This window comes from Diaphorobacter sp. C33, from assembly GCF_030503915.1.
Taxonomy (GTDB): domain Bacteria; phylum Pseudomonadota; class Gammaproteobacteria; order Burkholderiales; family Burkholderiaceae_C; genus Diaphorobacter; species Diaphorobacter nitroreducens.
On record NZ_CP129980.1, the window covers coordinates 1,952,496 to 1,975,721 of the forward strand.

Sequence of the window (23,226 nt, forward strand, 5' to 3'; positions counted from 1 at the left end):
CGCCGCGTCGGGCCCCGCCAGCCGGGGTTCGCGCGGCGTTCGTGCTCCCAACCGGCCTGAAGATTGCCCATGTCCAAGAGAGATTTTTACGAGGTCCTTGGCGTTCCCAAGAACGCCTCGGACGACGAGCTCAAGAAAGCCTATCGCAAGCTCGCCATGAAGTACCACCCTGACCGCAACCAGGGTGACGCTGCCAAGCCCGCCGAGGAGAAGTTCAAGGAGGCCAAGGAGGCCTACGAGATCCTGTCCGACGCACAGAAACGCGCCGCCTACGACCAGTACGGCCACGCGGGCGTAGACCCCAACATGCGTGGCGGCATGGGTGGCGCCGAGGGCTTTGGTGGCTTTGCCGAAGCCTTCGGAGACATCTTCGGCGACATGTTCGGCGGCGCGCGCGGGCGCGGCGGCCGGCAGGTGTACCGCGGCAACGACCTGTCCTACGCCATGGACGTCACGCTCGAAGAGGCTGCCAAGGGCAAGGAAGCGCAGATCCGCATTCCCAGTTGGGAAAGCTGCGAGACCTGCCACGGCAGCGGCGCCAAACCCGGCACCAGCGCCAAGACCTGCGGCACCTGCCAGGGCTCAGGCACGGTGCAGATGCGCCAGGGTTTCTTCAGCGTGCAGCAGACCTGCCCCCACTGCCGCGGCACGGGCAAGATCATTCCCGAGCCCTGCACGGCCTGCCACGGCCAGGGCCGGGTCAAGAAACAAAAGACGCTGGAGGTGAAGATCCCCGCCGGCATCGACGACGGCATGCGCATCCGCTCCACCGGCAACGGGGAACCGGGCACCAATGGCGGACCGCCGGGCGACCTGTACATCGAGATTCGCATCAGGAAGCACGACATCTTCGAGCGCGACGGCGACGATCTGCACTGCCAGGTTCCGGTGAGCTTCATCACCGCGGCGCTGGGTGGAGAGATCGAGGTGCCCACGCTGCAGGGCAAGGCGGCCATCGATATCCCCGAAGGCACACAGGCCGGCAAACAGTTTCGCCTGCGGGGCAAGGGCATCAAGGGGGTGCGCGCCAGCTACCCCGGCGATCTGTACTGCCACATCATCGTGGAAACCCCGGTCAAGCTCACCGAGCACCAGCGCAAGCTGCTCAAGGAACTGGACGAGTCGCTCAAGAAGGGCGGCGCCAAGCATTCGCCGTCCACCGAGAGCTGGACCGACCGGCTCAAGAGCTTCTTCAGCTGACCCCCTGGACAAGGCCCGCGGACAGCGGGCCTTTTTTTGCCTGGGCTTTGGTCAATCCCGATCTGTTTATTCAGGAACGACCGGCCCATCGTTGACAAAAATCAGGTTATGGGTATTCACCGCGACCTAAGGTACGCAGCCTGCGCAGGATCAGACGATCCGCGCACAAGCCAGCCGAAAGAGCGCCCCCGTGACCGACCCAGCCCGCCAACCGACTTCCCCCGACATCCCTTCCGCACCCGAACTGGTCTGCCCCGCCGGCAGCCTGCCTGCACTCAAGGCGGCCGTTGACGGCGGAGCCGACTGCGTCTACCTCGGCCTGCGCGACGCGACGAATGCACGCAATTTCGCGGGTCTGAACTTCGATGAGGCGGCCATTCAGAACGGCATTGCCTACGCCCATGCGCGCGGGCGCAAGGTGCTGCTGGCACTCAACACCTACCCGCAGGCCGCCAACCCCGCCCCCTGGCGCGCCGCCCTGGACCGCGCGGCCGCCTGGGGGATCGACGCCGTGATCATGGCCGATCCCGGCCTCATGCAATACGCCATGCGCCACCATCCGCAGCTGCGGCTGCACCTGTCGGTGCAGGGCTCGGCCACCAACCACGACGCCATCAACTTCTACCACCAGCAGTTCGGCATCCAGCGCGCCGTACTGCCGCGCGTGCTCTCGCTGGAGCAGGTGCGCCAGGTGATCGACCGCACGCCGGTGGAGATCGAGGTGTTCGCCTTCGGCAGCCTGTGCGTGATGGTCGAAGGGCGCTGCGCGCTGTCGTCCTATGCCACGGGTGAGTCGCCCAACACGCACGGCGTGTGCTCACCCGCGAAGTTCGTGCGCTGGCAGGAGACGCCCAAGGGCCTGGAGTCGCGCCTGAATGGCGTGCTCATCGATCGCTACGGCAACGGCGAGAACGCTGGCTACCCCACGCTCTGCAAGGGCCGCTTCGACGTGGGCGACGAGAGCAACTACTACGCGCTGGAGGAACCCACCAGCCTCAACACGCTGGAACTGCTGCCCAAGCTTGTGAAGATGGGCGTGCGTGCCTTCAAGATCGAGGGCCGTCAGCGCAGCCCCGCGTACGTGGCCCAGGTGACCAAGGTCTGGCGCGAGGCCATCGACCACTGCATGGCGCAAGGCCACCTGTACAGCCCCAAGACCGCCTGGATGGCCAGCCTGGACCAGGTGGCCGAGGGCCAGCAGCACACGCTGGGCGCCTACCACCGCCCCTGGAAATGAAGTGCGAAGAACACCCCCTGTGCCGTTGCCCGGCAGCCTGGGCCTGGGTCACGCCGATTTATGCGGCGGGGACTGCGCTTGGCCCCCTGAAGAACTGAGAGCATCAAGATGAAACTAGCCCTGGGCCCGCTGCAGTACTACTGGCCGCGCGATACCGTTTTTGATTTTTACCAGGCCATGGCCGAGACGCCGGTGGACGTCGTCTACCTTGGCGAAGCCGTGTGCTCGCGCCGCCGCGAGCTGCGCCAGAGCGACTGGATCGACATCGCACGCATGCTGCGCGACGCCGGCAAGCAGGCGGTGCTCTCCACCATGGTGCTGCTGGAATCCACGTCCGACGTATCCGCCATGCACAAGATCGCCCAGGACGAGGAATTCCTCATCGAGGCGAACGACATGGGCGCCGTGCACCAGCTCGCAGGCAAGCGCGCCTTCGTCGCCGGCCCCCAGCTCAACCTGTTCAATGCCGATTCGCTGAACTGGATGGTCGGCCTGGGCGCCAGCCGCTGGGTCATGCCATTGGAGATGCGCCAGGCCGACCTGGCCGTGCTGCAGCAACACAAACCCGCGGGGCTGGAGACCGAAGTCTTCGCCTACGGCCGCATGCCCTTGGCGTTCTCGGCGCGCTGCTTCACGGCACGCCACTACAACCTGCCCAAGGACGACTGCGGTTTTCGCTGCATCGAGCACCCGGACGGCCAGCTGCTGGCCACCCGCGAAGGCGAGGGCTTCCTGGTGCTCAACGGCATCCAGACCCAGTCGGCGCGCGTGCACAACCTCATCCAGGACGTACCTGCGCTGCGCGCGCTGGGCGTGGAACTGCTGCGCCTGTCCCCCCAATCGCAGCACATGGCAGAGGTTATCGCCGCCTTCGACGCAGCCCGCAAGGCGCCCCAACCCGATGCAGGTGCCCTTGACCGCATGCGCCCCCTGATGCCCGAGGCCCCCTGCAACGGTTACTGGCACGGCAAGCCCGGACTGGATCTGGTGCAGCCCGCCGTGACATCCTGAGCCACCGCACTTACTCCTTCAAGCCATGACCGCTACCCCACCCGCACCGTTCACCCTGCCGCGCCCCGTGGGCGCCGTGCTCTCGCGTCTGCCCGCCTATCCGGGCTCGGTCCTGCTGGTTACAGCCATCAACCTGGCCCTGTCGCACCATCTGCCTCAGGACGTGAAGGACCTGCTCAAGGACAAGCGCCTGTCCATCCGCGTGCGCGACGCGCGCGTGGCCTTCGACTTCACCTGGAACGGCCAGCGCTTTGCGCCCAGCGCGCCGCAGGCCAACCCGGACCTCGCGATCAGCGCCAATGCGCAGGACTTCGTGCTGCTGGCGCAACGCCGCCAGGACCCGGACACGCTGTTCTTCAACCGCCGCCTGGTGATGGAGGGCGACACCGAGCTGGGCCTGGTGGTCAAGAACGCGCTGGACGCCATCGACCTGCCCGTGCTCGACCCGCGCCACTGGGCGCCGCGCGCCGTGCTCTCGCGCTGGGCCCCGCAGCTTGCGCGACAATTGCCGCCTCTTCCGCCCTTCTTTGGAGGTCGTTCGTGACGGAACCTGCCCCTTGCGATGTCCACCCGCTGGTCTATTCCTGCTCCGGCTGCTCCAGCGCCGCGCAGCTGGCCAACCATGTCGCCGTGCGGCTGGACCGTGAGGGCGTGGCGGAGATGTCGTGCATCGCTGGCGTAGGGGGCGACGTGCCCAAGCTGGTCAAGCTGGCGCGCTCGGGCCGTCCCATCATCGCGCTCGACGGCTGCCCCCTGGTGTGCGTGAAGAGCAGCCTGGCGCGCCACGGCATTACGCCGGCACGCCACTTCCAGTTGCATGAGTACGGCGTGAAGAAGCGCAACCACCAGGACTTCGACCCGGCCGAGGCCGCCCAGGTGCTGGCGCGCATCCAGGCCGACCTGCACGACCATCCCCTGCGCTCCAAGGCCGCCGCATGAGCCCGCCGCCCCGCCGCGTGATCGTGGGCATCTCGGGCGCCAGCGGCGCCGTGTACGGCGCACGCCTGCTGCAGGCGCTGCAGGACATGCCCAATGTGGAATCCCACCTCGTTGTTTCCGACGCCGGCTGGCGCAACCTGCGCCACGAGCTGGATATGGACCGCGCCAGCGTCGAGGCGCTGGCGGACGTGGTGCACGACCTCGCCAACGTGGGCGCCAGCATTGCCAGCGGCTCGTTCGCCGCGCACGGCATGGTGGTGGCGCCCTGCTCCATGCGCACGCTGGCGGCCGTGGCCCACGGCCTGGCGGACAACCTGCTCACGCGCGCGGCCGACGTGGTGCTCAAGGAGCGGCGCCGCCTGGTGCTGATGGTGCGCGAATCCCCTCTGCACCTGGTGCACCTGCGCAACATGGCGACGGTGACCGAGATGGGCGGCATCGTGTGCCCGCCCATGCCCGCGTTCTACCAGCGCCCCACCAGCGTGGGCGAGATCGTGGACCACAGCGTGGCCCGCGTGCTGGACCTGCTGGGGCTGGAGCACGCCCTGGCGCCGCAATGGCAGGGTCTGCCGTTGGACTCCTGAAACAATAGCTGCTAGCGCTTGTTGGATAAGCGCTGGAGCCTGATTTCATTCAAAGCATGCATTACCGCGACCTGCGCGACTTCATGGCCCAGCTGGAGGCCGCGGGCGAATTGCGCCGCATTGCCGAGCCCGTATCCCCTCACCTGGAAATGACCGCGCTGGCCGACCGCGTACTGCGCGCGGGCGGCCCCGCATTGCTGTTCGAGCACCCCACGGGCCATACCATGCCGGTGCTCGCCAACCTGTTCGGCACGCCCGGGCGCGTGGCCCGCGCATTGGGCGTGGCGGGGCTGCCGGAGATCCGCGCCTTTGGTGAGGTGCTGGCACAGCTAAAGGAGCCCGAGCCGCCACGCGGCATGAAGGACCTGTGGGGCAAGCGCGATCTGCTCAAGACGCTGTGGAGCATGGCCCCGGCCACCGTGCGCCGCCCGCCCTGCCAGGAGGTGGTGTGGGAGGGCAGCGACGTCGACCTGACCCGCCTGCCCATCCAGCACTGCTGGCCTGGCGACGTGGCGCCATTGGTCACCTGGGGCCTCACCATCACGCGCGGCCCGCGCAAGGCACGCCAGAACTTAGGGATATACCGCCAGCAGCTGCTGGGCAAAAACCAGCTCATCATGCGCTGGCTGTCGCACCGCGGCGGTGCGCTGGACTTTGCCGACCACTGCCGGCTCAACCCCGGCCAGCCCTACCCGGTGGCCGTGGCCATCGGGGCCGACCCGGCCACCATCCTGGGCGCCGTCACACCCGTGCCCGACACGCTGTCGGAATACCAGTTCGCCGGCCTGCTGCGCGGCGCGCGCACCGAGGTGGCGCCCGCTTTAGGAGTGCCGCTGTCGGTACCGGCCAGCGCCGAGATCGTGCTGGAAGGCCACATCCATCCCGATGCCAACCACAAGAGCGGCTGGCAGCACGCGCTGGAAGGCCCCTACGGCGACCACACTGGCTACTACAACGAGTGCGCCGAGTTCCCGGTGTTCACCGTCGAGCGCATCACGCAGCGCCAGGACGCCCTGTACCACAGCACCTACACCGGCAAACCACCCGACGAGCCGGCCATGCTGGGCCTGGCGCTCAACGAACTGTTCGTGCCGCTGCTGCAGCGCGCCTTCCCGGAGATCATCGACTTCTACCTGCCGCCCGAGGCCTGCAGCTATCGCATGGCGGTAGTGCGCATCCGCAAGGCCTATGCGGGCCATGCACGGCGCGTGATGATGGGCGTGTGGAGCCACCTGCGCCAGTTTCTGTACACCAAGTTCATCGTGGTGGTGGACGAGGACGTGGACGCGCGCGACTGGAAGGAAGTCATCTGGGCCCTGACCACACGCATGGACCCGGCGCGCGACACCCTGTTGATCGAGCACACGCCCATCGACTACCTGGACTTCGCTTCACCCGTGGCAGGCCTGGGCAGCAAGATGGGACTGGACGCCACCAACAAATGGCCCGGGGAGACCCAGCGCGAATGGGGCCGCCCCATGGCCATGGATGCCGGCGTGAGCCAGCGCATGAACGCGCTGGCCGACGCGCTGGGACTGTAGAACCCGTCTGCGATCGCCTCGCCGGGTGGGCGAAGCCGCAGGAAGCCTTCCAAGGAGACTGCCATGACCACGACACCGCCCCGCTGGGACCCGCAAGCGCCCGAAGTCCTGCGCGACCAGCGCGCCGCCTACGACCAGCTGCGCGAGCGCTGCCCGCTGGCGCACAGCGACGCGCAGCACTGGTCCGTGCTGCGCCACGCCGAGGTCATGCAGGTGCTGCAGGATCACGCCACCTTCAGCAGCGCGGTGTCGGCCCACCCGGCCGTGCCCAACGGCTACGACCAGCCCCTGCACACGCAGTACCGCCGCGCGCTCGACCCGTTCTTCGCCCCCGAGCGCATGGCGCACTTCGAGCCCGTGTGTCGCGCGCTGTCGGCCGCCACGGTGCAGGAGGCCCTGGCCCTGGGCGGCGAGCTGGAGATCACCCACGAGTTCGCCCTGCCCTTCGCGGTGCGCGTGCAGTCCGCGTTCCTCGGCTGGCCCACGCTGCTGCAAGACGAGCTGCTCGGCTGGCTGCGCCGCAGCCAGGCCGCCACCCGCTCGGGCGACCGCACGCAGACCTCGGCCGTTGCGCAGGAGTTCGAAGACCTGGTCGGGCGCGTGCGCCAGGCCCGCCTGGAGGCGCCGCCCACGCAGGACATCACCAGCGAACTGATGCACACCCGTGTGGAGGGCCGTCTGCTGGACCTGCGCGAGCTTGCCAGCGTGCTGCGCAACTGGACGGTGGGCGAGGTCGGCACGATTGCCGCCTCCATCGGCATCCTGCTGCACTGGCTGGCGAGCCACCCCGACTGGCAGCAACGCCTGCGCGCGCAGCCCGGCCTCTTGCCCACGGCCATCGACGAGGTGCTGCGCATCGACGGCCCGCTCGTGGCCAACCGCCGCATCACCACCCGCGACGTGACGCTGGGCGGCTGCCCCGTGCCGATGGGCGAGCGCCTGTCCATCCACTGGATCGCCGCCAACCGCGACCCACGGGTGTTCGGCGACCCGGATGAATTTCGCATGGACCGCGATCCCGCGCTCAACCTGCTGTACGGGGCGGGCATCCACGTCTGCCCCGGCGCGCCGCTGGCGCGGCTGGAGTTGCGGGTGCTGATGGAGGAATTGCTGGCGCGCACCAGCGCCATCGCGCTGCCCGCCGGCCATGCGCCTACGCGGGCCACAGCCCCGGACGCCGGCTACGCCGCGCTGCGGGTGCGTTTGCATCAAACACCCGCGTAGCGCCGCCTGCTACGCTGACGGTCGTCACTTCACAAAGCCATTCCATGTCCGTCAGCATCACTTTCCTCGGCGGGGCCGGCACCGTCACCGGCTCCAAATACCTCGTACGCCACGGCGGCCAGGCGCTGCTCGTGGACTGCGGCCTGTTCCAGGGCTACAAGCCGCTGCGCCTGCGCAACTGGAACCCGCTGCCGGTGGCGCCGCAGGACGTTGACGCCGTGCTGCTCACCCATGCCCACCTGGACCACTCGGGCTACCTGCCGCTGCTGGCCAAGGACGGCTTTGGCGGGCCGGTGTTCTGCACGGCCGGCACGCGCGATCTATGCGCCATCCTGCTGCCCGACAGCGGCCATCTGCAGGAAGAAGACGCGGCTTTCCTCAACCGGCACAAGCTCAGCAAGCACGAACCCGCCCTGCCGCTGTACACGCGCCTGGACGCGCAGCACTGCCTGTCGCTGCTGCAAGTGCAGCCCACGCACCAGACCTTCGAGCCCCTGCGCGGCTGGCGCGCCACCTTCCAGAATGCAGGCCACATCCTGGGTGCGGCCAGCGTGCTGCTGGAGGTGGGAGGGCGGCGCATCCTGTTCTCGGGCGACCTGGGCCGCCCGGACGACCTGCTGATGCATACGCCCGACGCGCCGCCCGCGGCCGACACCGTGCTCATCGAGTCCACCTACGGCGACCGCAGCCACCCGCCCGGCACGGTGCTGGACGAGCTGGGGCCCGCACTGGCACGCCTGGCCGCGCGTGGCGGCGTGGCGGTGGTGCCGGTATTCGCCGTGGGGCGCGCGCAGACGGTGATGTACGCCATCGCCCAGCTGAAGGCCCGCGGCGAAGTGCCTTCCGGACTGCGCGTGTACCTGGACAGCCCCATGGCCGTGAGCGCCACGGAGCTGTTCCAGAACCACCTGAGCGAGACCCGGATCAACCGCTCCGAACTGCACGCCATGGCGCGCGGCACGACGCTGGTGCACAGCGTGGACGAGTCCAAGGCGCTGGCCCGCCTGCACGGGCCGCGCGTGATCCTGTCGGCCAGCGGCATGGCCACCGGCGGGCGCGTGCTGCACCATTTGGCGCTGCACGCGGGCGACCATCGCAACATGATCATCCTCACCGGGCACCAGGCGGGCGGCACGCGCGGCGCCCGCATCGCCGCGGGCGAAAAAACCATCCGCATCCACGGGCGCGACGTGGCCATCCGTGCTGAGGTGGTGCAATTGGCCACGGCCTCGGCCCACGCCGATGGCGACCAATTGGTGGCCTGGTTGCGCTCCATGCCCTCCACACCCCGGCAGGTTTACGTGGTGCATGGGGAGATGGCAGCGGCCGACATGCTGCGTCAGCGCATCGACCACGCGCTGGGCTGCCCCGTGGAGGTTCCCGAGCATGGCGACAGCGTGACGCTCTAATACAAGAGCCAAAACAGCCTCCAGCGCTTATTTGATGAGCGCTGGAAGCTATATTTTTCATAGCAAATCCGCCGCTACGCCCCATCCAGCGGCATGTGAGCCATCGCGTATCGCGATGACAACCGGCAGATATACAGGGGAAAATAGGGGACTCACCTCGTCAAACGAGAAGTCGCTCCACCCCCGATGAAAAGCTCAGAGCGCAGCTTTGCGCGCCGCATTGACCTCACCTCGCTGCAACTGTTCGTGGCCGTCTGCGAACTGGGCAGCATCGGCCGCGCGGCCGAGCGGGAGTTCATCGCCGCCTCGGCGGTGAGCAAGCGCCTGTCCGACCTGGAGGCTGCGGTCGACACGGCCCTGCTGTACCGCCACAGCCGCGGCGTGACGCTGACCCCCGCTGGCGAAAGCCTGCTGCACCACGCGCGCAACGTGCTGTTCGGGCTGGAGCGCATGCAGGGTGAGCTTTCCGAGTACGCCGACGGCGTGCGCGGCCATGTGCGCATGCACGCCAACATCTCTGCCATCGTGCAGTTCCTGCCCGAGGACCTGGGCGCGTTCGCCCAGGCACACAGCCAGATCAAGATCGATCTGCAGGAGCACCTCTCGCCCGACGTGCTGCAGGCCGTGCACGAAGGCGCGGCGGATCTGGGGATCTGCAACGTACCCGCCACGGCCGCCCACGAAGGCCTGCAAAGCCGCCCCTACCGCAGCGACCGGCTGGTGCTGGTCGTGCCCCAGACGCACGCCCTGTCGACCCGCGCATCGATCCGCTTTGAAGAAGTGCTGGACTGGGACATCGTCGGGCTGCACGCGGGCAGCAGCATCAGCCTGGCCATGCGCCAGGCCGCCGCGCAGGCCGCGCGCCCGCTGCGCCAGCGCATCCAGGTCACCAGCCTGGACGCGATGTGCCGCATGATCGACAACGGCCTGGGCGTGGGCCTGCTGCCCGACCGGGCGTTTTCGCTGATGCGCGGCGTGGGGCAACTGGCCGCCGTGCCGCTGGACGAGCCCTGGGCCCGGCGCGCGCTGCGCCTGGTGGCGCGCGACTTCGAGGCCCTGCCCGTCACGGCACGGCTGCTGGTCGAACACCTGGCGCCCGCGCCTGCCGTGACGCCCGCCGAGGACGGCGACACCCCCACCTAGAATTCTCACCACCCCACTGAACCCAAGAAACGAGACTGCCATGGGACGCACCCTGTACGACAAGATCTTCGACGAGCACGTCGTCCACACGGAAGAGGACGGCACCGCCGTGCTCTACATCGACCGCCACCTGGTGCATGAGGTGACCAGCCCGCAGGCCTTCGAGGGTCTGCGCGAGGCGGGCCGCAAGGTCTGGCGCGTGAGCTCCATCGTGGCCACGGCCGACCACAACACCCCCACCACCGGTTGGGAGCGCGGCTACGACGGCATTGCCGACCCGATCAGCAAGGAGCAGATCGTCACGCTGGACAAGAACATCCAGGAGTCCGGTGCGGCGGCGTTCTTCCCGTTCCTGTCCAAGCGCCAGGGCATCGTGCACGTGATCGGCCCCGAGAACGGCGCCACCCTCCCGGGCATGACCGTGGTCTGCGGCGACAGCCACACCAGCACCCACGGCGCGTTCGGCGCGCTGGCCCACGGCATCGGCACCAGCGAGGTGGAGCACGTGATGGCCACGCAGACCCTGCTGGCCAAGAAGGCCAAGAACATGCTGGTCAAAGTGAATGGCAAGGTCGCCCCTGGCATCACGGCCAAGGACATCGTGCTGGCCATCATCGGCAAGATCGGCACCGCCGGCGGCACGGGTTACACGATTGAATTTGCCGGTGAAGCCATCCGCGACCTGAGCATGGAAGGCCGCATGACCGTGTGCAACATGGCCATCGAAGCCGGCGCCCGCGCGGGCCTGGTGGCAGTGGACGACAAGACGATCAACTACGTGAAGGGCCGCCCGCTCGCACCCACGGGCGTGGAGTGGGACCAGGCCGTGGCGTACTGGAAGACGCTGCACTCGGACGCGGACGCCAAGTTCGACGCGGTGGTGGAGTTGAACGCCGCCGAGATCGTGCCGCAGGTCACCTGGGGCACCAGCCCCGAGATGGTGCTGGGCATCGACGCCGTGGTGCCAGACCCGGACAAGGAGAAGGACCCGTCCAAGCGCGGCGCCATCGAGCGTGCGCTGACCTACATGGGCCTGCAGCCCGGCAAGCCGATGGATGACATCTTCGTGGACAAGGTGTTCATCGGCTCGTGCACCAACAGCCGCATCGAGGACATGCGCGAAGCCGCCGCCGTGGTGAAGAAGCTCGGCCAGAAGGTCGCCAAAAACATCAAGCTGGCCATGGTGGTACCTGGCTCAGGCCTGGTGAAGGAACAGGCCGAACGCGAGGGGCTGGATGCGATTTTCAAGGCCGCGGGCTTTGAATGGCGCGAGCCCGGTTGCTCCATGTGCCTGGCCATGAATGCCGACCGCCTGGAGCCCGGCGAGCGCTGCGCTTCCACGTCCAACCGCAACTTCGAAGGCCGCCAGGGCGCGGGCGGGCGCACGCACCTCGTGAGCCCCGCCATGGCCGCGGCCGCCGCCATCCATGGCCACTTCGTGGACATCCGCCAGTTCGCTTAAGGAGCCTCCCACCATGAACAAGTCTCTCGCCGCCCTGCTCGCGCTGGCCTTCGTGCTGGCCGGCTGCAACACCGTCAAGGGCATGGGCCAGGACGTGCAGCGCGCCGGCAGCGCCATCGAACGCGCCGCCAAGTAAGCCCCTCCACACCGTCATCCCAGGAGCTCCGCATGAAGAAAGCCCTCGCCTGCCTCGCCACCACGCTGCTGCTGGCCACCCCCGCCCTGTCGTGGGCCGCCAACCGCGCCTGCGTCATCGAAGGCAGCATCACCTTCAGTGGCAAGACCACGCAGGTCAAGGACTGCATGGAATTCGCCGCCGGCGTGCCCGACGACCAGATCAAGGGCAGCTGCGGCGGCCTGGCGCAGATGTCCGCCCAACTGGGCGGCAAGCCCGGCAAGGTGAGCTACCTGCCGCAGTGCCCGCGCCCGGCCAGCGGCGCCTGCAAGGGGCTGATGGGTCAGCCCGTGGATGCCTACTACTACAACCTGACCGCCGATGCGCTGCAGGACAAGCGCAAGGCCTGCGAAACCTCCAGCGCACAGATCAAGGCCGGCACTTGGACCAACGGCCAGTAAGCACGCTGGCCCCAACGCCACTTCTTTCCGGACACACCACCATGCAGAAATTCACCCTCCACAAGGGCCTCGTCGCTCCCATGGACCGCGAGAACGTCGATACCGACGCCATCATCCCCAAGCAGTTCCTCAAGTCGATCAAGAAGACGGGCTTCGGCCCCAACCTGTTCGACGAGTGGCGCTACCTCGACAAGGGCGAGCCGGGCGTGCCCGAATCGCAGCGCAAGCCCAACCCCGACTTCGTGCTGAACCAGCCGCGCTACCAGGGCGCGAGCATCCTGCTGGCGCGCAAAAACTTCGGCTGCGGCTCCAGCCGCGAGCACGCGCCCTGGGCGCTGGACCAATACGGTTTTCGCGCCATCATCGCGCCGAGCTTCGCCGACATCTTCTTCAACAACTGCTTCAAGAACGGCCTGCTGCCCATCGTGCTGCCCGAAGCCACGGTGGACCAGCTGTTCAACGAAGCGGCCGCCTTCCCCGGCTACCAGCTCACCGTGGACCTGGAGCGCCAGGTGGTGGTGCGTCCCCAGGGCGAGGAGATCCCCTTCGACGTGGTGCCGTTTCGCAAGTACTGCCTGCTCAACGGCTTTGACGACATCGGCCTGACGCTGCGCCATGCCGACAAGATCCGCGCGTTCGAAGCCGCACGCCTGGCCAGCAAGCCGTGGCTGAGCCACACCATGGCCGCGTGACCTGCCACCGGCCCTGGCCGACAGATAGATTACAAGCAAAATCAGCCTCTAGCACTTACCTATCAAGCGCTGACAGCTATCAAAACAGAAGTGAATGACCATGAAAATCGCAGTTCTGCCGGGTGACGGCATTGGCCCCGAGATCGTCGCCGAGGCCGTCAAGGTGCTCGAAGCCCTGGACCTGAAGCTGGAGATGGAGACGGCACCCGTGGGCGGCGCCGCCTACGAGGCCGCGGGCCACCCGCTGCCGGAGTCCACGTTGAATCTTGCCAAGAGTGCCGACGCCATCCTGTTCGGCGCCGTGGGCGACTGGAAGTACGACACGTTGGCGCGCCCGCTGCGCCCCGAGCAGGCCATCCTGGGCCTGCGCAAGCACCTGGGCCTGTTCGCCAACTTCCGTCCCGCGATCTGCTACGAGCAGCTCACGCACGCCTCTAGCCTCAAGCCCGAGCTGGTGGCCGGCCTGGACATCCTCATCATCCGCGAGCTGACCGGCGACATCTACTTCGGCCAGCCGCGCGGGCGTCGCACCGCCGCCGACGGCCACTTCCCCGGCGCCGAGGAAGCATTCGACACCATGCGCTACAGCAAGCCCGAGATCGAGCGCATCGCCCGCGTCGCGTTCGAGGCCGCGCGCAAGCGCAACAAGAAGGTGACCAGCGTGGACAAGGCCAACGTGCTGGAAACCTTCCAGTTCTGGAAGGACGTCGTGACCGAGGTGCACAAGGACTATCCCGACGTGGAGCTGCAGCACATGTACGTGGACAACGCGGCCATGCAGCTGGTGAAAGCGCCCAAGGCGTTCGACGTGATCGTCACCGGCAACATGTTCGGCGACATCCTCTCCGACGAAGCCTCCATGCTCACCGGCTCCATCGGCATGCTGCCCTCGGCCAGCCTGAACGACAAGAAGCAAGGCCTGTACGAGCCCAGCCACGGCAGCGCCCCGGACATCGCCGGCAAGGGCGTGGCCAACCCCCTGGCCACCATCCTCAGCGCCGCCATGATGCTGCGCTTCAGCCTGAACCAGGAAGAAGCCGCGCGCCGCATCGAAGCCGCGGTGCAGCAGGTGCTGGCCCAAGGCCTGCGCACGCCTGACATCTACAGCGACGGCACCACCAAGGTGGGCACGGCACAGATGGGCGATGCCGTGGTGAAGGCCCTCGCTGCCTGACGGGCGGCCTCCCGCACAACGCGCCAGCGGCCCTTCGGGGCCGCTTTTTCGTGGCGCGCAAGCAGCACCAGCGGCACAAGCGGCATCGCAAGTCCGGATCCGGCCAGACGCGTCGCCCGCGGGCCGGGAGACTCTTCCTTCACCCAACCCGAAGGAGCGTCCCATGTCCCACCAACCGTCCCTCTCCCATCGCGTCGCCATCGTCACCGGCGCCAGTTCCGGCATCGGCCGCGCAGCGGCCCTGCTTTTCGCGGAGGCCGGCGCGGCCGTCGTCGTGGGCGCACGGCGCCAAGCGGAGCTGGACCAACTCGTCGCTGCCATCACCCAGCAGGGAGGGTCGGCTGCGGCAGTGGCCGGCGACGTGCGCGACGAGGCCTACGCACAAGCGCTCGTCGCCACTGCCGTGGAGCGTTTTGGCGGCCTCGATATCGCCTTCAACAATGCGGGCACCATGGGGCCGCTGCAACCCACGCCGGACGTGCAGTCGAGCGATTGGCGCGACACCCTGGAGACCAACCTCACCAGTGCCTTCCTGGGCGCCAAGCACCAGATTCCCGCAATACTGGCGCGCGGAGGTGGCTCGATCATCCTCACCTCCACCTTCGTGGGGTATACCGCCGCATTTGCGGGCACGGCCGCGTATGCCGCGAGCAAGGCCGGCCTGATCGGCCTGACCCAGGCACTGGCCACGGAGTTCGGAGCGAAGGCCATCCGTGTGAATGCCTTGCTGCCCGGCGGCACCCTCACCCCCATGGCGCGCGCTATGAACGGAACACCCGAGGCGCTGGCCCAGGTCGCCCAACTGCATGCACTCAAGCGCCTGGCGCAGCCCCGGGAAATTGCCCAGGCCGCGTTGTACCTGGCGTCCGACGCGGCATCGTTCGTCACCGGGACAGCCATGCTGGTGGATGGTGGGGTGTCCATCCAGCGGGGATGACCACAGCGCAGCGGCGATGGCGGCGGCATGCCCAGCCATGGCCTGCATGGGTTCCGCTACAATGCCCAGCTATGTTTGCCGCCCGCCCGTTCGCCCTGAACACCGCCTCTGCCGTCAAGGCACGCAAGGCTGCGCGCGCAATCACCAAAACCACGACCATTACGGGCTGATCCAGCTCCGGCATCGTCGTGCGCCCTCCCTGGCCTAGACGAGCCGGGGGCGGAAGAAAGCAGCCACCGGTCGCGTGCGTACTGTTTTTTACTTTGAAAGGGCGATGAAATGAGCAAGTTGGTAGGTTTGGTCGGCTGGCGCGGCATGGTCGGCTCGGTCCTGATGGACCGCATGACGCAGGAAAAGGACTTCGATCTGATCGAGCCCCTGTTCTTTTCCACCTCGAACGCAGGCGGCAAGGCGCCCACCCAGGCCAAGAACGAGACCACGCTGCAGGACGCGTTCGACATCGAACAACTCAAGCGCTGCGACATCATCCTCACCGCACAGGGCGGCGACTACACCAACGAGGTGTACCCCAAGCTGCGCGCGGCCGGCTGGAACGGCCACTGGATCGACGCCGCTTCCGCCCTGCGCATGGAAAAGAACGCGGTCATCGTGCTCGACCCGGTGAACATGCCCGTCATCAAGAACGCGCTGGCGAACGGCGGCAAGGATTGGATAGGCGGCAACTGCACCGTGTCCTGCATGCTGATGGGCGTGGGTGCGCTGTACAAGGCCGGGCTCGTCGAGTGGATGAGCACCCAGACCTACCAGGCGGCCAGCGGCGGCGGCGCGCAGCACATGCGCGAACTGCTGACGCAGTACGGCACGCTGAATGCCGAGGTGAAGGCCCTGCTCGACGACCCCAAGAGCGCCATCCTGGAAATCGACCGCAAGGTCATCGCCAAGCAGCGCAGCCTGTCGGGCGCGGAGACGGCCAATTTCGGCGTGCCGCTGGGCGGCTCGCTCATCCCGTGGATCGACAAGGACCTGGGCAACGGCATGTCCAAGGAAGAGTGGAAGGGCATGGCCGAGACCAACAAGATCCTGGGCCAGGGGGAAGGCTTCAACACCGCCGCAGTGCCGGTGGACGGTTTCTGCGTGCGCGTAGGCGCCATGCGGTGCCACAGCCAAGCACTGACCTTCAAGCTCAAGAAGGATGTGCCCGTAGCCGACATCGAGGCCATGATCGCTGCTGACAACGAGTGGGTGAAGGTGGTTCCCAATACGCGTGAGGCGACGCTGAAGGACCTGACTCCCGTGGCCGTCACCGGCACCATGACCATTCCCGTCGGCCGCATCCGCAAGCTGGCCATGGGTCCGGAGTATGTGGGCGCGTTCACCATCGGCGACCAGTTGCTGTGGGGCGCCGCCGAGCCGCTGCGCCGCATGCTGCGCATCCTGCTGGACGCCTGACGCCGATTCAACGCCACCTTCGGGTGGCGTTTTTTCAAGGTCATAGATTGATACGGCCTGTTACCGATCGTTGTCCATTACCAACAGGAATAAGGCCGTCCCGGCCTCTTCCTGCACCGTATAAAACGTGGCGCGGCACCTCAGCTTGTCAGTGCAAAACATTGATGCTATGGTGCTTTTTACATATTTTCACGCGCCTGGGCGGCTCGATCACGACCAGAAAAATACCGCCCCCTCGGCACCATCCATCTCTTCATTCGTCGCACACATGCATCGCTGGAAATTTTCTGTCCTGGCCACCGCGGCCATCCTCTCGGCTGGTCTTTACACCACCGATGCAAGTGCTCTCGCCCTGGGCCGCGTGAATGTCCAGTCGGCACTTGGCGAGCCCCTGCGCGCGGAGGTCGAACTGCCCCAGATCACTGCTGCCGAGGCCGAATCGCTGCGCGTGAGCACCGCCAGCCCTGAAGTTTTCCGCAGCCAGGGCATGGAATATTCCCCCGCTGCGCACAGCGTGCAAGTGCAACTGCACCGCCGCACGAATGGCTCCATGGTGCTGCGCTTGAGCAGTACCCGCCCGGTCAACGATCCTTTCGTGGATTTGGTTATCGATGCGACCTGGAGTTCCGGCCATATCGTGCGTAGCTACACGATGCTGTTCGACCCGCCGGCGAGCCGCCCGCAGGCGGCGGTGACCGCAGCCCCTCAGGTAACGTCACCCCGTGCCGCGGCAACTGCGCCGCGCGCCCCCGCCACTACCGCGGCGCCCGCGCCTACCGCACGCCCAGCAACCCCTCCCGCACCCGCCGTAGCCGGCCGTCCCACCCCCGCAGACGCACCCGCGTCCGCTGGCGGTGACGAGATTCGCGTGCGCCCCGGTGACACGGCCGGCCGCATCGCGGAAGCCCATCGCCCCGCTGGCGTCTCGCTGGACCAGATGCTGGTAGCAATGATGCGCGCCAATCCGGACGCGTTCGTCAACAGCAATGTGAATCGTCTGCGTTCCGGCGCAGTGCTGCAGATGCCTAGCGAAACGGAGGCGCAAGCCACGGACGCCACCGAAGCTCGCAAGATCGTCGCCGCGCAAAGCCGCGATTTCAATGAATTCCGCCGCCGCATGGCTGCGACAGCTCCCAAGGCCGAGGTTGCGGCCGCAGAGCGCTCCGCGCGCGGCACTGTGCAGACCCAGGTGGACGAGAGCAAGCCCGCCGCTGCCGGCCCCGATAAGCTCACTCTCTCCAAAGGCAGCGTTCAGGCCCAGAAGACCGAGGAGCAGATGGCCCGCGACAAGCAGGCCGAACAGAACAGCGCCCGCATGGCGGAGCTGTCCAAGAACATCTCCGACCTGAACCAGCTCAGCGGCGCCTCCGCGCCAGCCGGCGCTGGCGCAGCTGCGCCAGGAGCCACGGCGCCTTCCGCCCCTGCCAGCCAGCCGGCGGTGGCAGTACCCGCCGCCGGGGGGTTGCCCGCACCCGCTACCGCGGCTGCAAGCGCCGACATGAGCACTGCCACGGCAGAAGCTGCCGCACCAGCGCCCGAGGCCTCTGCCGCCGAGGCGGCTGTTCCCGCCGAAGCAGCATCCCAGGCCTCTGCCGCAGCACCCGCTCCCGCCGCCGTGGCCCCGCGTCCAGCCCCCCAGCCCGTTCCCTACGAAGAGCCCAGCTTCCTGGATGCCCTCACGGAGGACCCGCTGCTGGCAGGAGGCGCACTGGCGCTCGTACTTGCGTTGCTGGGCTATGGCGGCTACCGCGTGGTCCAAAGCCGCCGCAACCAGGGTGCCCTGGACAGTTCGTTCTCGGAAAGCAGCCTGCAGCCGGATTCCTTCTTCGGCGCCAGTGGCGGCCAGCGTGTGGACACGGCCAACAGCGAACTCACGACCGGCTCCTCGTCCATGACCTATTCGCCCAGCCAACTGGATGCCGGTGGCGATGTGGATCCGGTGGCGGAAGCCGACGTCTACCTCGCCTACGGCCGTGACCTGCAGGCGGAGGAAATTCTCAAGGAGGCGCTGCGCCACCATCCGGAGCGCGTCTCCATCCCCGCCAAACTGGCCGAGATTTATGCCAAGCGCCAGGACCGCAAGGCGCTGGAGTCCGTCGCCAACGACGTGTTCAGGCTCACCAACGGCCAGGGGCCCGACTGGACCCGCGTGTCCGACCTGGGCCGTACGCTCGACCCCGAAAATCCGCTGTACCAGCCCGGTGGCCGTCCTGCCGTTGCCGCCAGCGCCACAGCGGCCGCTGCATCGACCGCGGCCTTTGCAAGCACGCTGGGCGCAGCAACTGCTCCCGCGGCACCCACGGGCGGACCGGACTCTGTGCTGCCAGACCTCGATCTGGACTTGGATCTCGATCTGCACGAAGCACCGTCGGCCCCGGCCCCGGCGCCAAGCACGTTTGCCATGGCCGCAGCCAACAACACCGCCGCAGCCGCGCCGGTAGTGCCAACCGCCCAGGCGCCCGTCCCGTCCCTGGATCTAGGCGACCTGGAACTACCCCAGGCCTCCTGGGACGAGCCAGCGGTGACGCCGCAGGCGACGACAGAGCCCGACGTGCAAAGCGCGCCTCTTCCGTTGAACCTGGACGATGACTTGTCCCTGATGGACTCCGGCGTCGCCCCCCTGACCAGCCGCGACGCGAAGGCCGCCACCTCGGAATCCCTGGAGTTCGACCTCGGCGATCTGTCGCTGGACCTTGACACCCCCACGGCGGCCGCTCCCGTCGCGCCCTCCGTCGCCGCCAAGGCAGCGTCCTCCGCTGCCGACGCGCTGCCGGACGACCCTCTGGCCACCAAGCTCGCACTGGCGGAAGAGTTCAACACCATTGGCGACAGCGAAGGCGCGCGGGCCCTGGTGGAAGAGGTCATCGCCGAATCGTCCGGTGAGCTGAAGGCCCGCGCCCAGCGACTGCTCGCCGAACTGGGCTGATGTCCATGCGGCGGTGGGCACGCGGCCATTGCCGCGCTGACGTGCCATTGCCCTCCGAAAGGAGCATCCGATGAGGATGGCCCTGGGCGTCAGTTACAACGGCCAGGCGTACAACGGCTGGCAGAGTCAGCCCTCTGGCAACACGGTGCAAGACCGTCTGGAAGCGGCCCTGGGCCGCTTTGCCACGCAGGAGGTGCACACGATCTGTGCCGGGCGCACCGACGCCGGCGTGCACGGGCTGATGCAGGTGGTGCACTTCGACACCGAACTCCAGCGTGCGCCGTTTTCATGGGTCCGCGGCACCAACACCTTCCTGCCGGCGGACATCGCCGTGCAGTGGGCGCAACCCGTTCCCGATGCCTTTCATTCCCGCGCCTGCGCCGTGGCCCGGCGCTACGCCTACGTATTGCTGCAATCGCCCGTACGCCCTAGCGTTGATGCCGGGCGCGTGGGCTGGGTGTTTCATGCCCTCGATGAGCAGGCCATGCACAGGGCCGTGCAGCAGTTGCTGGGCGAGCATGACTTCACGTCATTTCGCGCCTCGGCCTGCCAGGCCAAGTCGCCGGTGAAGACATTGCACCGCATCGACATCACACGCCGGGCTCCGCCAGCGGGCGAGTCCACCGGCACCCACGGGTGTGTCCCCTGCTACTGGCGCTTTGAATTCGAAGGCAATGCGTTCCTGCACCACATGATCCGCAACATCATGGGCTGCATCGTCGCCATCGGCCAGGGGCTGTATCCGCCCGAATGGATGCGCACGGTGCTGGAGGCGCGGTCGCGCGACGCGGCTGCTCCTACCTTTTCGCCCGATGGCCTGTACTTCCAGGGCCCGGTATACGGCGCGGAATGGGGCCTGCCGACGCGCACGGCTGCGTATGATTGGCTGCCATGAGCAGCCCGACCGCAGCACTGAGCACCCCCGTCCACTCCACCGCGCGCACACGCATCAAGATCTGCGGCCTCACGCGCGAGCAGGACGTGGACGCGGCCGTCGCCAGCGGTGCCGACGCGGTCGGCTTCGTGCTCTATCCCGCGAGCCAGCGCGCCGTCACCCCAGAGCGCGCAGCACAACTGGCCCGGCGGCTGCCGCCCTTTGTCACGCCAGTGCTGTTGTTCGTGAATGCCCATGCTACTGATGTGATAGCTGCCTGCGCTTCTGTACCGGGCGCCACAGCGCAATTCCATGGTGACGAAACACCCGAGGACTGCCTGCGCTCCAGCGACGGGGGCCGCATTCCCTTCCTGCGCGCCGCGCGCATTCCCCTGGGCGAAGGTGCGGCACGGTTCGACCTCGTAAAATACGCCCACGATCACTCTCACGCCCGCGCCATCCTGCTCGACGCCCATGTCGAGGGCTATGGCGGCGGTGGCAAGGCATTCAATTGGTCACTCCTTCCAACAAACGTCGACTGTCATCTCGTTTTGTCTGGTGGACTCACGCCTGCAAACGTGACCGATGGCATACGGCAAGTGCGCCCGCGTTGCCGGGCGCTGGCCGTTGATGTCAGTTCCGGCGTGGAGGCCACGGGCCCCGATGGTCTGCCCCTGAAGGGGATCAAGGACGCCGGCAAGATCGACCGCTTCATCGCCGCCGTACGCGCGGCCGATGCAGCACCAGTTCCTTATTTGTAAATGCCTGCATATACCCAACCCGATGCTTCGGGCCATTTTGGCCCCTATGGCGGCAGCTTCGTCTCCGAGACGCTGACGCACGCCATCAATGAACTGCGCGAAGCCTATGCGCGCTACCAGAACGACCCGGAGTTCCTCAAGGAATTCCACTATGAGCTTGCGCACTTCGTGGGCCGCCCCTCGCCGGTTTACCACGCGGCGCGCACCAGCCGCGAGATGGGCGGCGCGCAGATCTACCTCAAGCGCGAAGACCTGAACCACACCGGCGCACACAAGATCAACAACGTGATCGGCCAGGCCATGCTCGCCAAGCGCATGGGCAAGCCGCGCATCATTGCCGAGACCGGCGCCGGCCAGCACGGCGTGGCCACCGCCACCATCTGCGCGCGCTATGGCCTGGAGTGCGTGGTGTACATGGGCGCCGAGGACGTCAAGCGCCAAAGCCCCAACGTCTACCGCATGAAGCTGCTGGGTGCCACCGTGGTGCCCGTCGAGTCGGGTAGCAAGACGCTGAAAGATGCGCTCAACGAGGCCATGCGGGACTGGGTGGCCAACGTGGACAACACCTTCTACATCATCGGCACCGTGGCCGGCCCCCACCCCTATCCCATGATGGTGCGTGACTTCCAAAGCGTGATCGGCAAGGAATGCCTCACGCAGATGCCCGCCATGCTGGCCGAACAGAAGATCGCCGCCGAGCAACCCGACGCCGTCGTGGCCTGCGTGGGCGGTGGCAGCAATGCCATGGGCATCTTCCACCCCTACATCCCGTTCGAGAAAACCCGCCTGATCGGCGTGGAAGCCGCAGGCGAAGGCCTGGACAGCGGCAAGCATTCCGCCAGCCTGCAGCGCGGCTCCAGTGGCGTGCTGCACGGCAACCGCACCTTCATCCTGCAAGATGAGAATGGCCAGATCACGGAGACGCACAGCATCAGCGCCGGCCTGGACTACCCCGGAGTGGGCCCCGAGCACGCCTGGCTGCAGGAAATCAAGCGAGCCGAGTACGTGGGCATCACCGATACCGAAGCGTTGGAAGCCTTTCACTACCTGTGCCGCACCGAGGGCATCATCCCGGCCCTGGAATCCAGCCACGCCGTGGCCTACGCGCTCAAGCTCGCCAAGACCATGACGCCCCAGCAATCCATCCTCGTGAACCTGTCCGGCCGCGGCGACAAGGACATCGGCACCGTGGCCGACCTGTCTGGCGTGGACTTCTACGACCGTCCTTCCATGCGCGGGTTGACCGTCAAGGGAGGACCCGCCGCATGAGCCGCATCGCTGACACTTTTGCAGAGCTGCAGTCCAAGGGCCGCAAGGCGCTCATCCCCTACGTCACAGCAGGCTTTCCCTTCGTCGACATCACACCGGCCCTGATGCACGGCATGGTCGAGGCCGGCGCCGATGTGATCGAACTGGGCGTGCCCTTTTCCGACCCGATGGCCGACGGCCCCGTCATCCAGAAGGCGGGCGAGAAGGCCCTGGCACTGGGCGTGGGCCTGGCCCAGGTGCTGGAGATGGTGCGCAGCTTCCGCCTGCGCAACAGCACCACGCCCGTGGTGCTGATGGGCTACGCGAATCCGGTGGAGCGCTACGAGCAACGCCACGGCAAGGGCGCCTTCGCCCGCGACGCGGGCGAAGCCGGCGTGGACGGTGTGCTGATCGTGGACTACCCGCCCGAGGAGTGCGAGCAGTTCGCCGCCGACCTGCGCGGCCACGGCATCGACCTGATCTTCCTGCTGGCGCCTACCTCCACGGCGGAACGCATGCAGCAGGTGGCTCGCGTAGCCAGCGGCTACGTCTACTACGTTTCGCTCAAGGGCGTGACCGGCTCCGGCGCGCTGGACACGGCCGCCGTCGAGGCCATGCTGCCGCGCATCCGCGAGCATGTGAAGGTCCCCGTCGGCGTGGGCTTTGGCATTCGCGATGCCGCCACCGCGCAGGCCATCGGCCGCGTGGCCGATGCGGTGGTCATCGGCAGCCGCATCATCCAGCTCATCGAAGACCAGCCCCATGAGAAAGTGGTCGGTATCACCGTGGACTTTCTGCGTGGGGTGCGCAAGGCGCTGGACGCATAATGACGGCCCTGCGCGCCGGCCACGGCCCGCGCGCAGCCGCGATCTGAACAG

22 protein-coding genes are annotated in these 23,226 nt (G+C 67.4%); all 22 read left to right on the forward strand.

Annotated elements, in window-relative coordinates:
• Nucleotides 1-69: 69 nt before the first annotated feature.
• The 22 genes from dnaJ to trpA all read left to right on the forward strand — a co-directional run bounded on the left by dnaJ (nt 70) and on the right by trpA (nt 23,175).
• Nucleotides 70-1,200: a molecular chaperone DnaJ gene (gene dnaJ / locus QY917_RS09270; protein WP_015913930.1), complete on the forward strand. Its 1,131-nt coding sequence runs from the start codon at nt 70-72 to the stop codon at nt 1,198-1,200.
• A 190-nt stretch (nt 1,201-1,390) separates the two neighbouring features.
• Nucleotides 1,391-2,437: a peptidase U32 family protein gene (locus tag QY917_RS09275; RefSeq protein WP_011806341.1), complete on the forward strand. Its 1,047-nt coding sequence runs from the start codon at nt 1,391-1,393 to the stop codon at nt 2,435-2,437.
• 108 nt (nt 2,438-2,545) lie between these two features.
• On the forward strand, nt 2,546-3,448 hold the full coding sequence (locus QY917_RS09280) for a U32 family peptidase (RefSeq protein ID WP_088886277.1): 903 nt from the start codon (nt 2,546-2,548) through the stop codon (nt 3,446-3,448).
• Between the two features lie 25 nt (nt 3,449-3,473).
• Nucleotides 3,474-3,992, forward strand: coding sequence for an SCP2 domain-containing protein (locus QY917_RS09285; RefSeq protein WP_088886276.1), 519 nt, complete (start codon nt 3,474-3,476; stop codon nt 3,990-3,992).
• On the forward strand, nt 3,989-4,387 hold the full coding sequence (locus QY917_RS09290) for a putative zinc-binding protein (RefSeq protein WP_015913934.1): 399 nt from the start codon (nt 3,989-3,991) through the stop codon (nt 4,385-4,387). Before QY917_RS09285 ends, QY917_RS09290 begins: the two co-directional genes overlap by 4 nt.
• Nucleotides 4,384-4,971 (forward strand): UbiX family flavin prenyltransferase, encoded by a 588-nt coding sequence (locus QY917_RS09295; protein ID WP_088886275.1) that lies wholly within the window; start codon nt 4,384-4,386, stop codon nt 4,969-4,971. Before QY917_RS09290 ends, QY917_RS09295 begins: the two co-directional genes overlap by 4 nt.
• Nucleotides 4,972-5,027: 56 nt before the next feature.
• A complete protein-coding gene (gene ubiD / locus QY917_RS09300; protein WP_123675921.1) occupies nt 5,028-6,512 on the forward strand; it encodes a 4-hydroxy-3-polyprenylbenzoate decarboxylase in 1,485 nt (494 codons plus the stop codon).
• Between the two features lie 63 nt (nt 6,513-6,575).
• Nucleotides 6,576-7,736: a cytochrome P450 gene (locus QY917_RS09305; protein ID WP_047350750.1), complete on the forward strand. Its 1,161-nt coding sequence runs from the start codon at nt 6,576-6,578 to the stop codon at nt 7,734-7,736.
• Between the two features lie 44 nt (nt 7,737-7,780).
• Nucleotides 7,781-9,145, forward strand: a complete 1,365-nt coding sequence (locus QY917_RS09310) for an MBL fold metallo-hydrolase (RefSeq protein ID WP_123675920.1) — start codon at nt 7,781-7,783, stop codon at nt 9,143-9,145.
• Nucleotides 9,146-9,331: 186 nt separating this feature from the next.
• Nucleotides 9,332-10,288 (forward strand): LysR family transcriptional regulator, encoded by a 957-nt coding sequence (locus QY917_RS09315; RefSeq protein WP_123675919.1) that lies wholly within the window; start codon nt 9,332-9,334, stop codon nt 10,286-10,288.
• A 40-nt stretch (nt 10,289-10,328) separates the two neighbouring features.
• Entirely contained in the window at nt 10,329-11,750 is a 1,422-nt protein-coding gene (leuC, locus tag QY917_RS09320; protein ID WP_011806350.1) for a 3-isopropylmalate dehydratase large subunit, read from the forward strand.
• Between the two features lie 13 nt (nt 11,751-11,763).
• Nucleotides 11,764-11,886 (forward strand): entericidin A/B family lipoprotein, encoded by a 123-nt coding sequence (locus tag QY917_RS09325; protein WP_011806351.1) that lies wholly within the window; start codon nt 11,764-11,766, stop codon nt 11,884-11,886.
• A gap of 32 nt (nt 11,887-11,918) precedes the next feature.
• Nucleotides 11,919-12,326, forward strand: a complete 408-nt coding sequence (locus tag QY917_RS09330) for a hypothetical protein (protein WP_088886271.1) — start codon at nt 11,919-11,921, stop codon at nt 12,324-12,326.
• A 41-nt stretch (nt 12,327-12,367) separates the two neighbouring features.
• Nucleotides 12,368-13,018 carry a 3-isopropylmalate dehydratase small subunit gene (gene leuD / locus QY917_RS09335; RefSeq protein ID WP_011806353.1) on the forward strand — a complete coding sequence of 217 codons (651 nt, stop codon included), beginning with the start codon at nt 12,368-12,370 and terminating at the stop codon, nt 13,016-13,018.
• 100 nt (nt 13,019-13,118) lie between these two features.
• Nucleotides 13,119-14,192, forward strand: coding sequence for a 3-isopropylmalate dehydrogenase (gene leuB / locus QY917_RS09340; RefSeq protein WP_011806354.1), 1,074 nt, complete (start codon nt 13,119-13,121; stop codon nt 14,190-14,192).
• Nucleotides 14,193-14,355: 163 nt separating this feature from the next.
• Nucleotides 14,356-15,129, forward strand: coding sequence for an SDR family oxidoreductase (locus QY917_RS09345; RefSeq protein WP_123675918.1), 774 nt, complete (start codon nt 14,356-14,358; stop codon nt 15,127-15,129).
• 279 nt (nt 15,130-15,408) lie between these two features.
• Nucleotides 15,409-16,539, forward strand: coding sequence for an aspartate-semialdehyde dehydrogenase (gene asd / locus QY917_RS09350; protein WP_123675917.1), 1,131 nt, complete (start codon nt 15,409-15,411; stop codon nt 16,537-16,539).
• A gap of 268 nt (nt 16,540-16,807) precedes the next feature.
• Nucleotides 16,808-19,465 (forward strand): FimV/HubP family polar landmark protein, encoded by a 2,658-nt coding sequence (locus QY917_RS09355; RefSeq protein WP_123675916.1) that lies wholly within the window; start codon nt 16,808-16,810, stop codon nt 19,463-19,465.
• 70 nt (nt 19,466-19,535) lie between these two features.
• The gene (truA, locus tag QY917_RS09360; protein WP_123675915.1) at nt 19,536-20,360 is read left to right on the forward strand and encodes a tRNA pseudouridine(38-40) synthase TruA; all 825 of its coding nucleotides are present in this window, start codon (nt 19,536-19,538) and stop codon (nt 20,358-20,360) included.
• Nucleotides 20,357-21,100: a phosphoribosylanthranilate isomerase gene (locus tag QY917_RS09365; protein WP_123675914.1), complete on the forward strand. Its 744-nt coding sequence runs from the start codon at nt 20,357-20,359 to the stop codon at nt 21,098-21,100. The genes truA and QY917_RS09365 overlap by 4 nt, the downstream gene beginning before the upstream one ends.
• Nucleotides 21,101-22,369 carry a tryptophan synthase subunit beta gene (trpB, locus tag QY917_RS09370; protein WP_088886265.1) on the forward strand — a complete coding sequence of 423 codons (1,269 nt, stop codon included), beginning with the start codon at nt 21,101-21,103 and terminating at the stop codon, nt 22,367-22,369.
• Nucleotides 22,366-23,175, forward strand: a complete 810-nt coding sequence (gene trpA / locus QY917_RS09375; protein ID WP_088886264.1) for a tryptophan synthase subunit alpha — start codon at nt 22,366-22,368, stop codon at nt 23,173-23,175. Before trpB ends, trpA begins: the two co-directional genes overlap by 4 nt.
• The last annotated feature ends 51 nt before the right edge of the window (nt 23,176-23,226 follow it).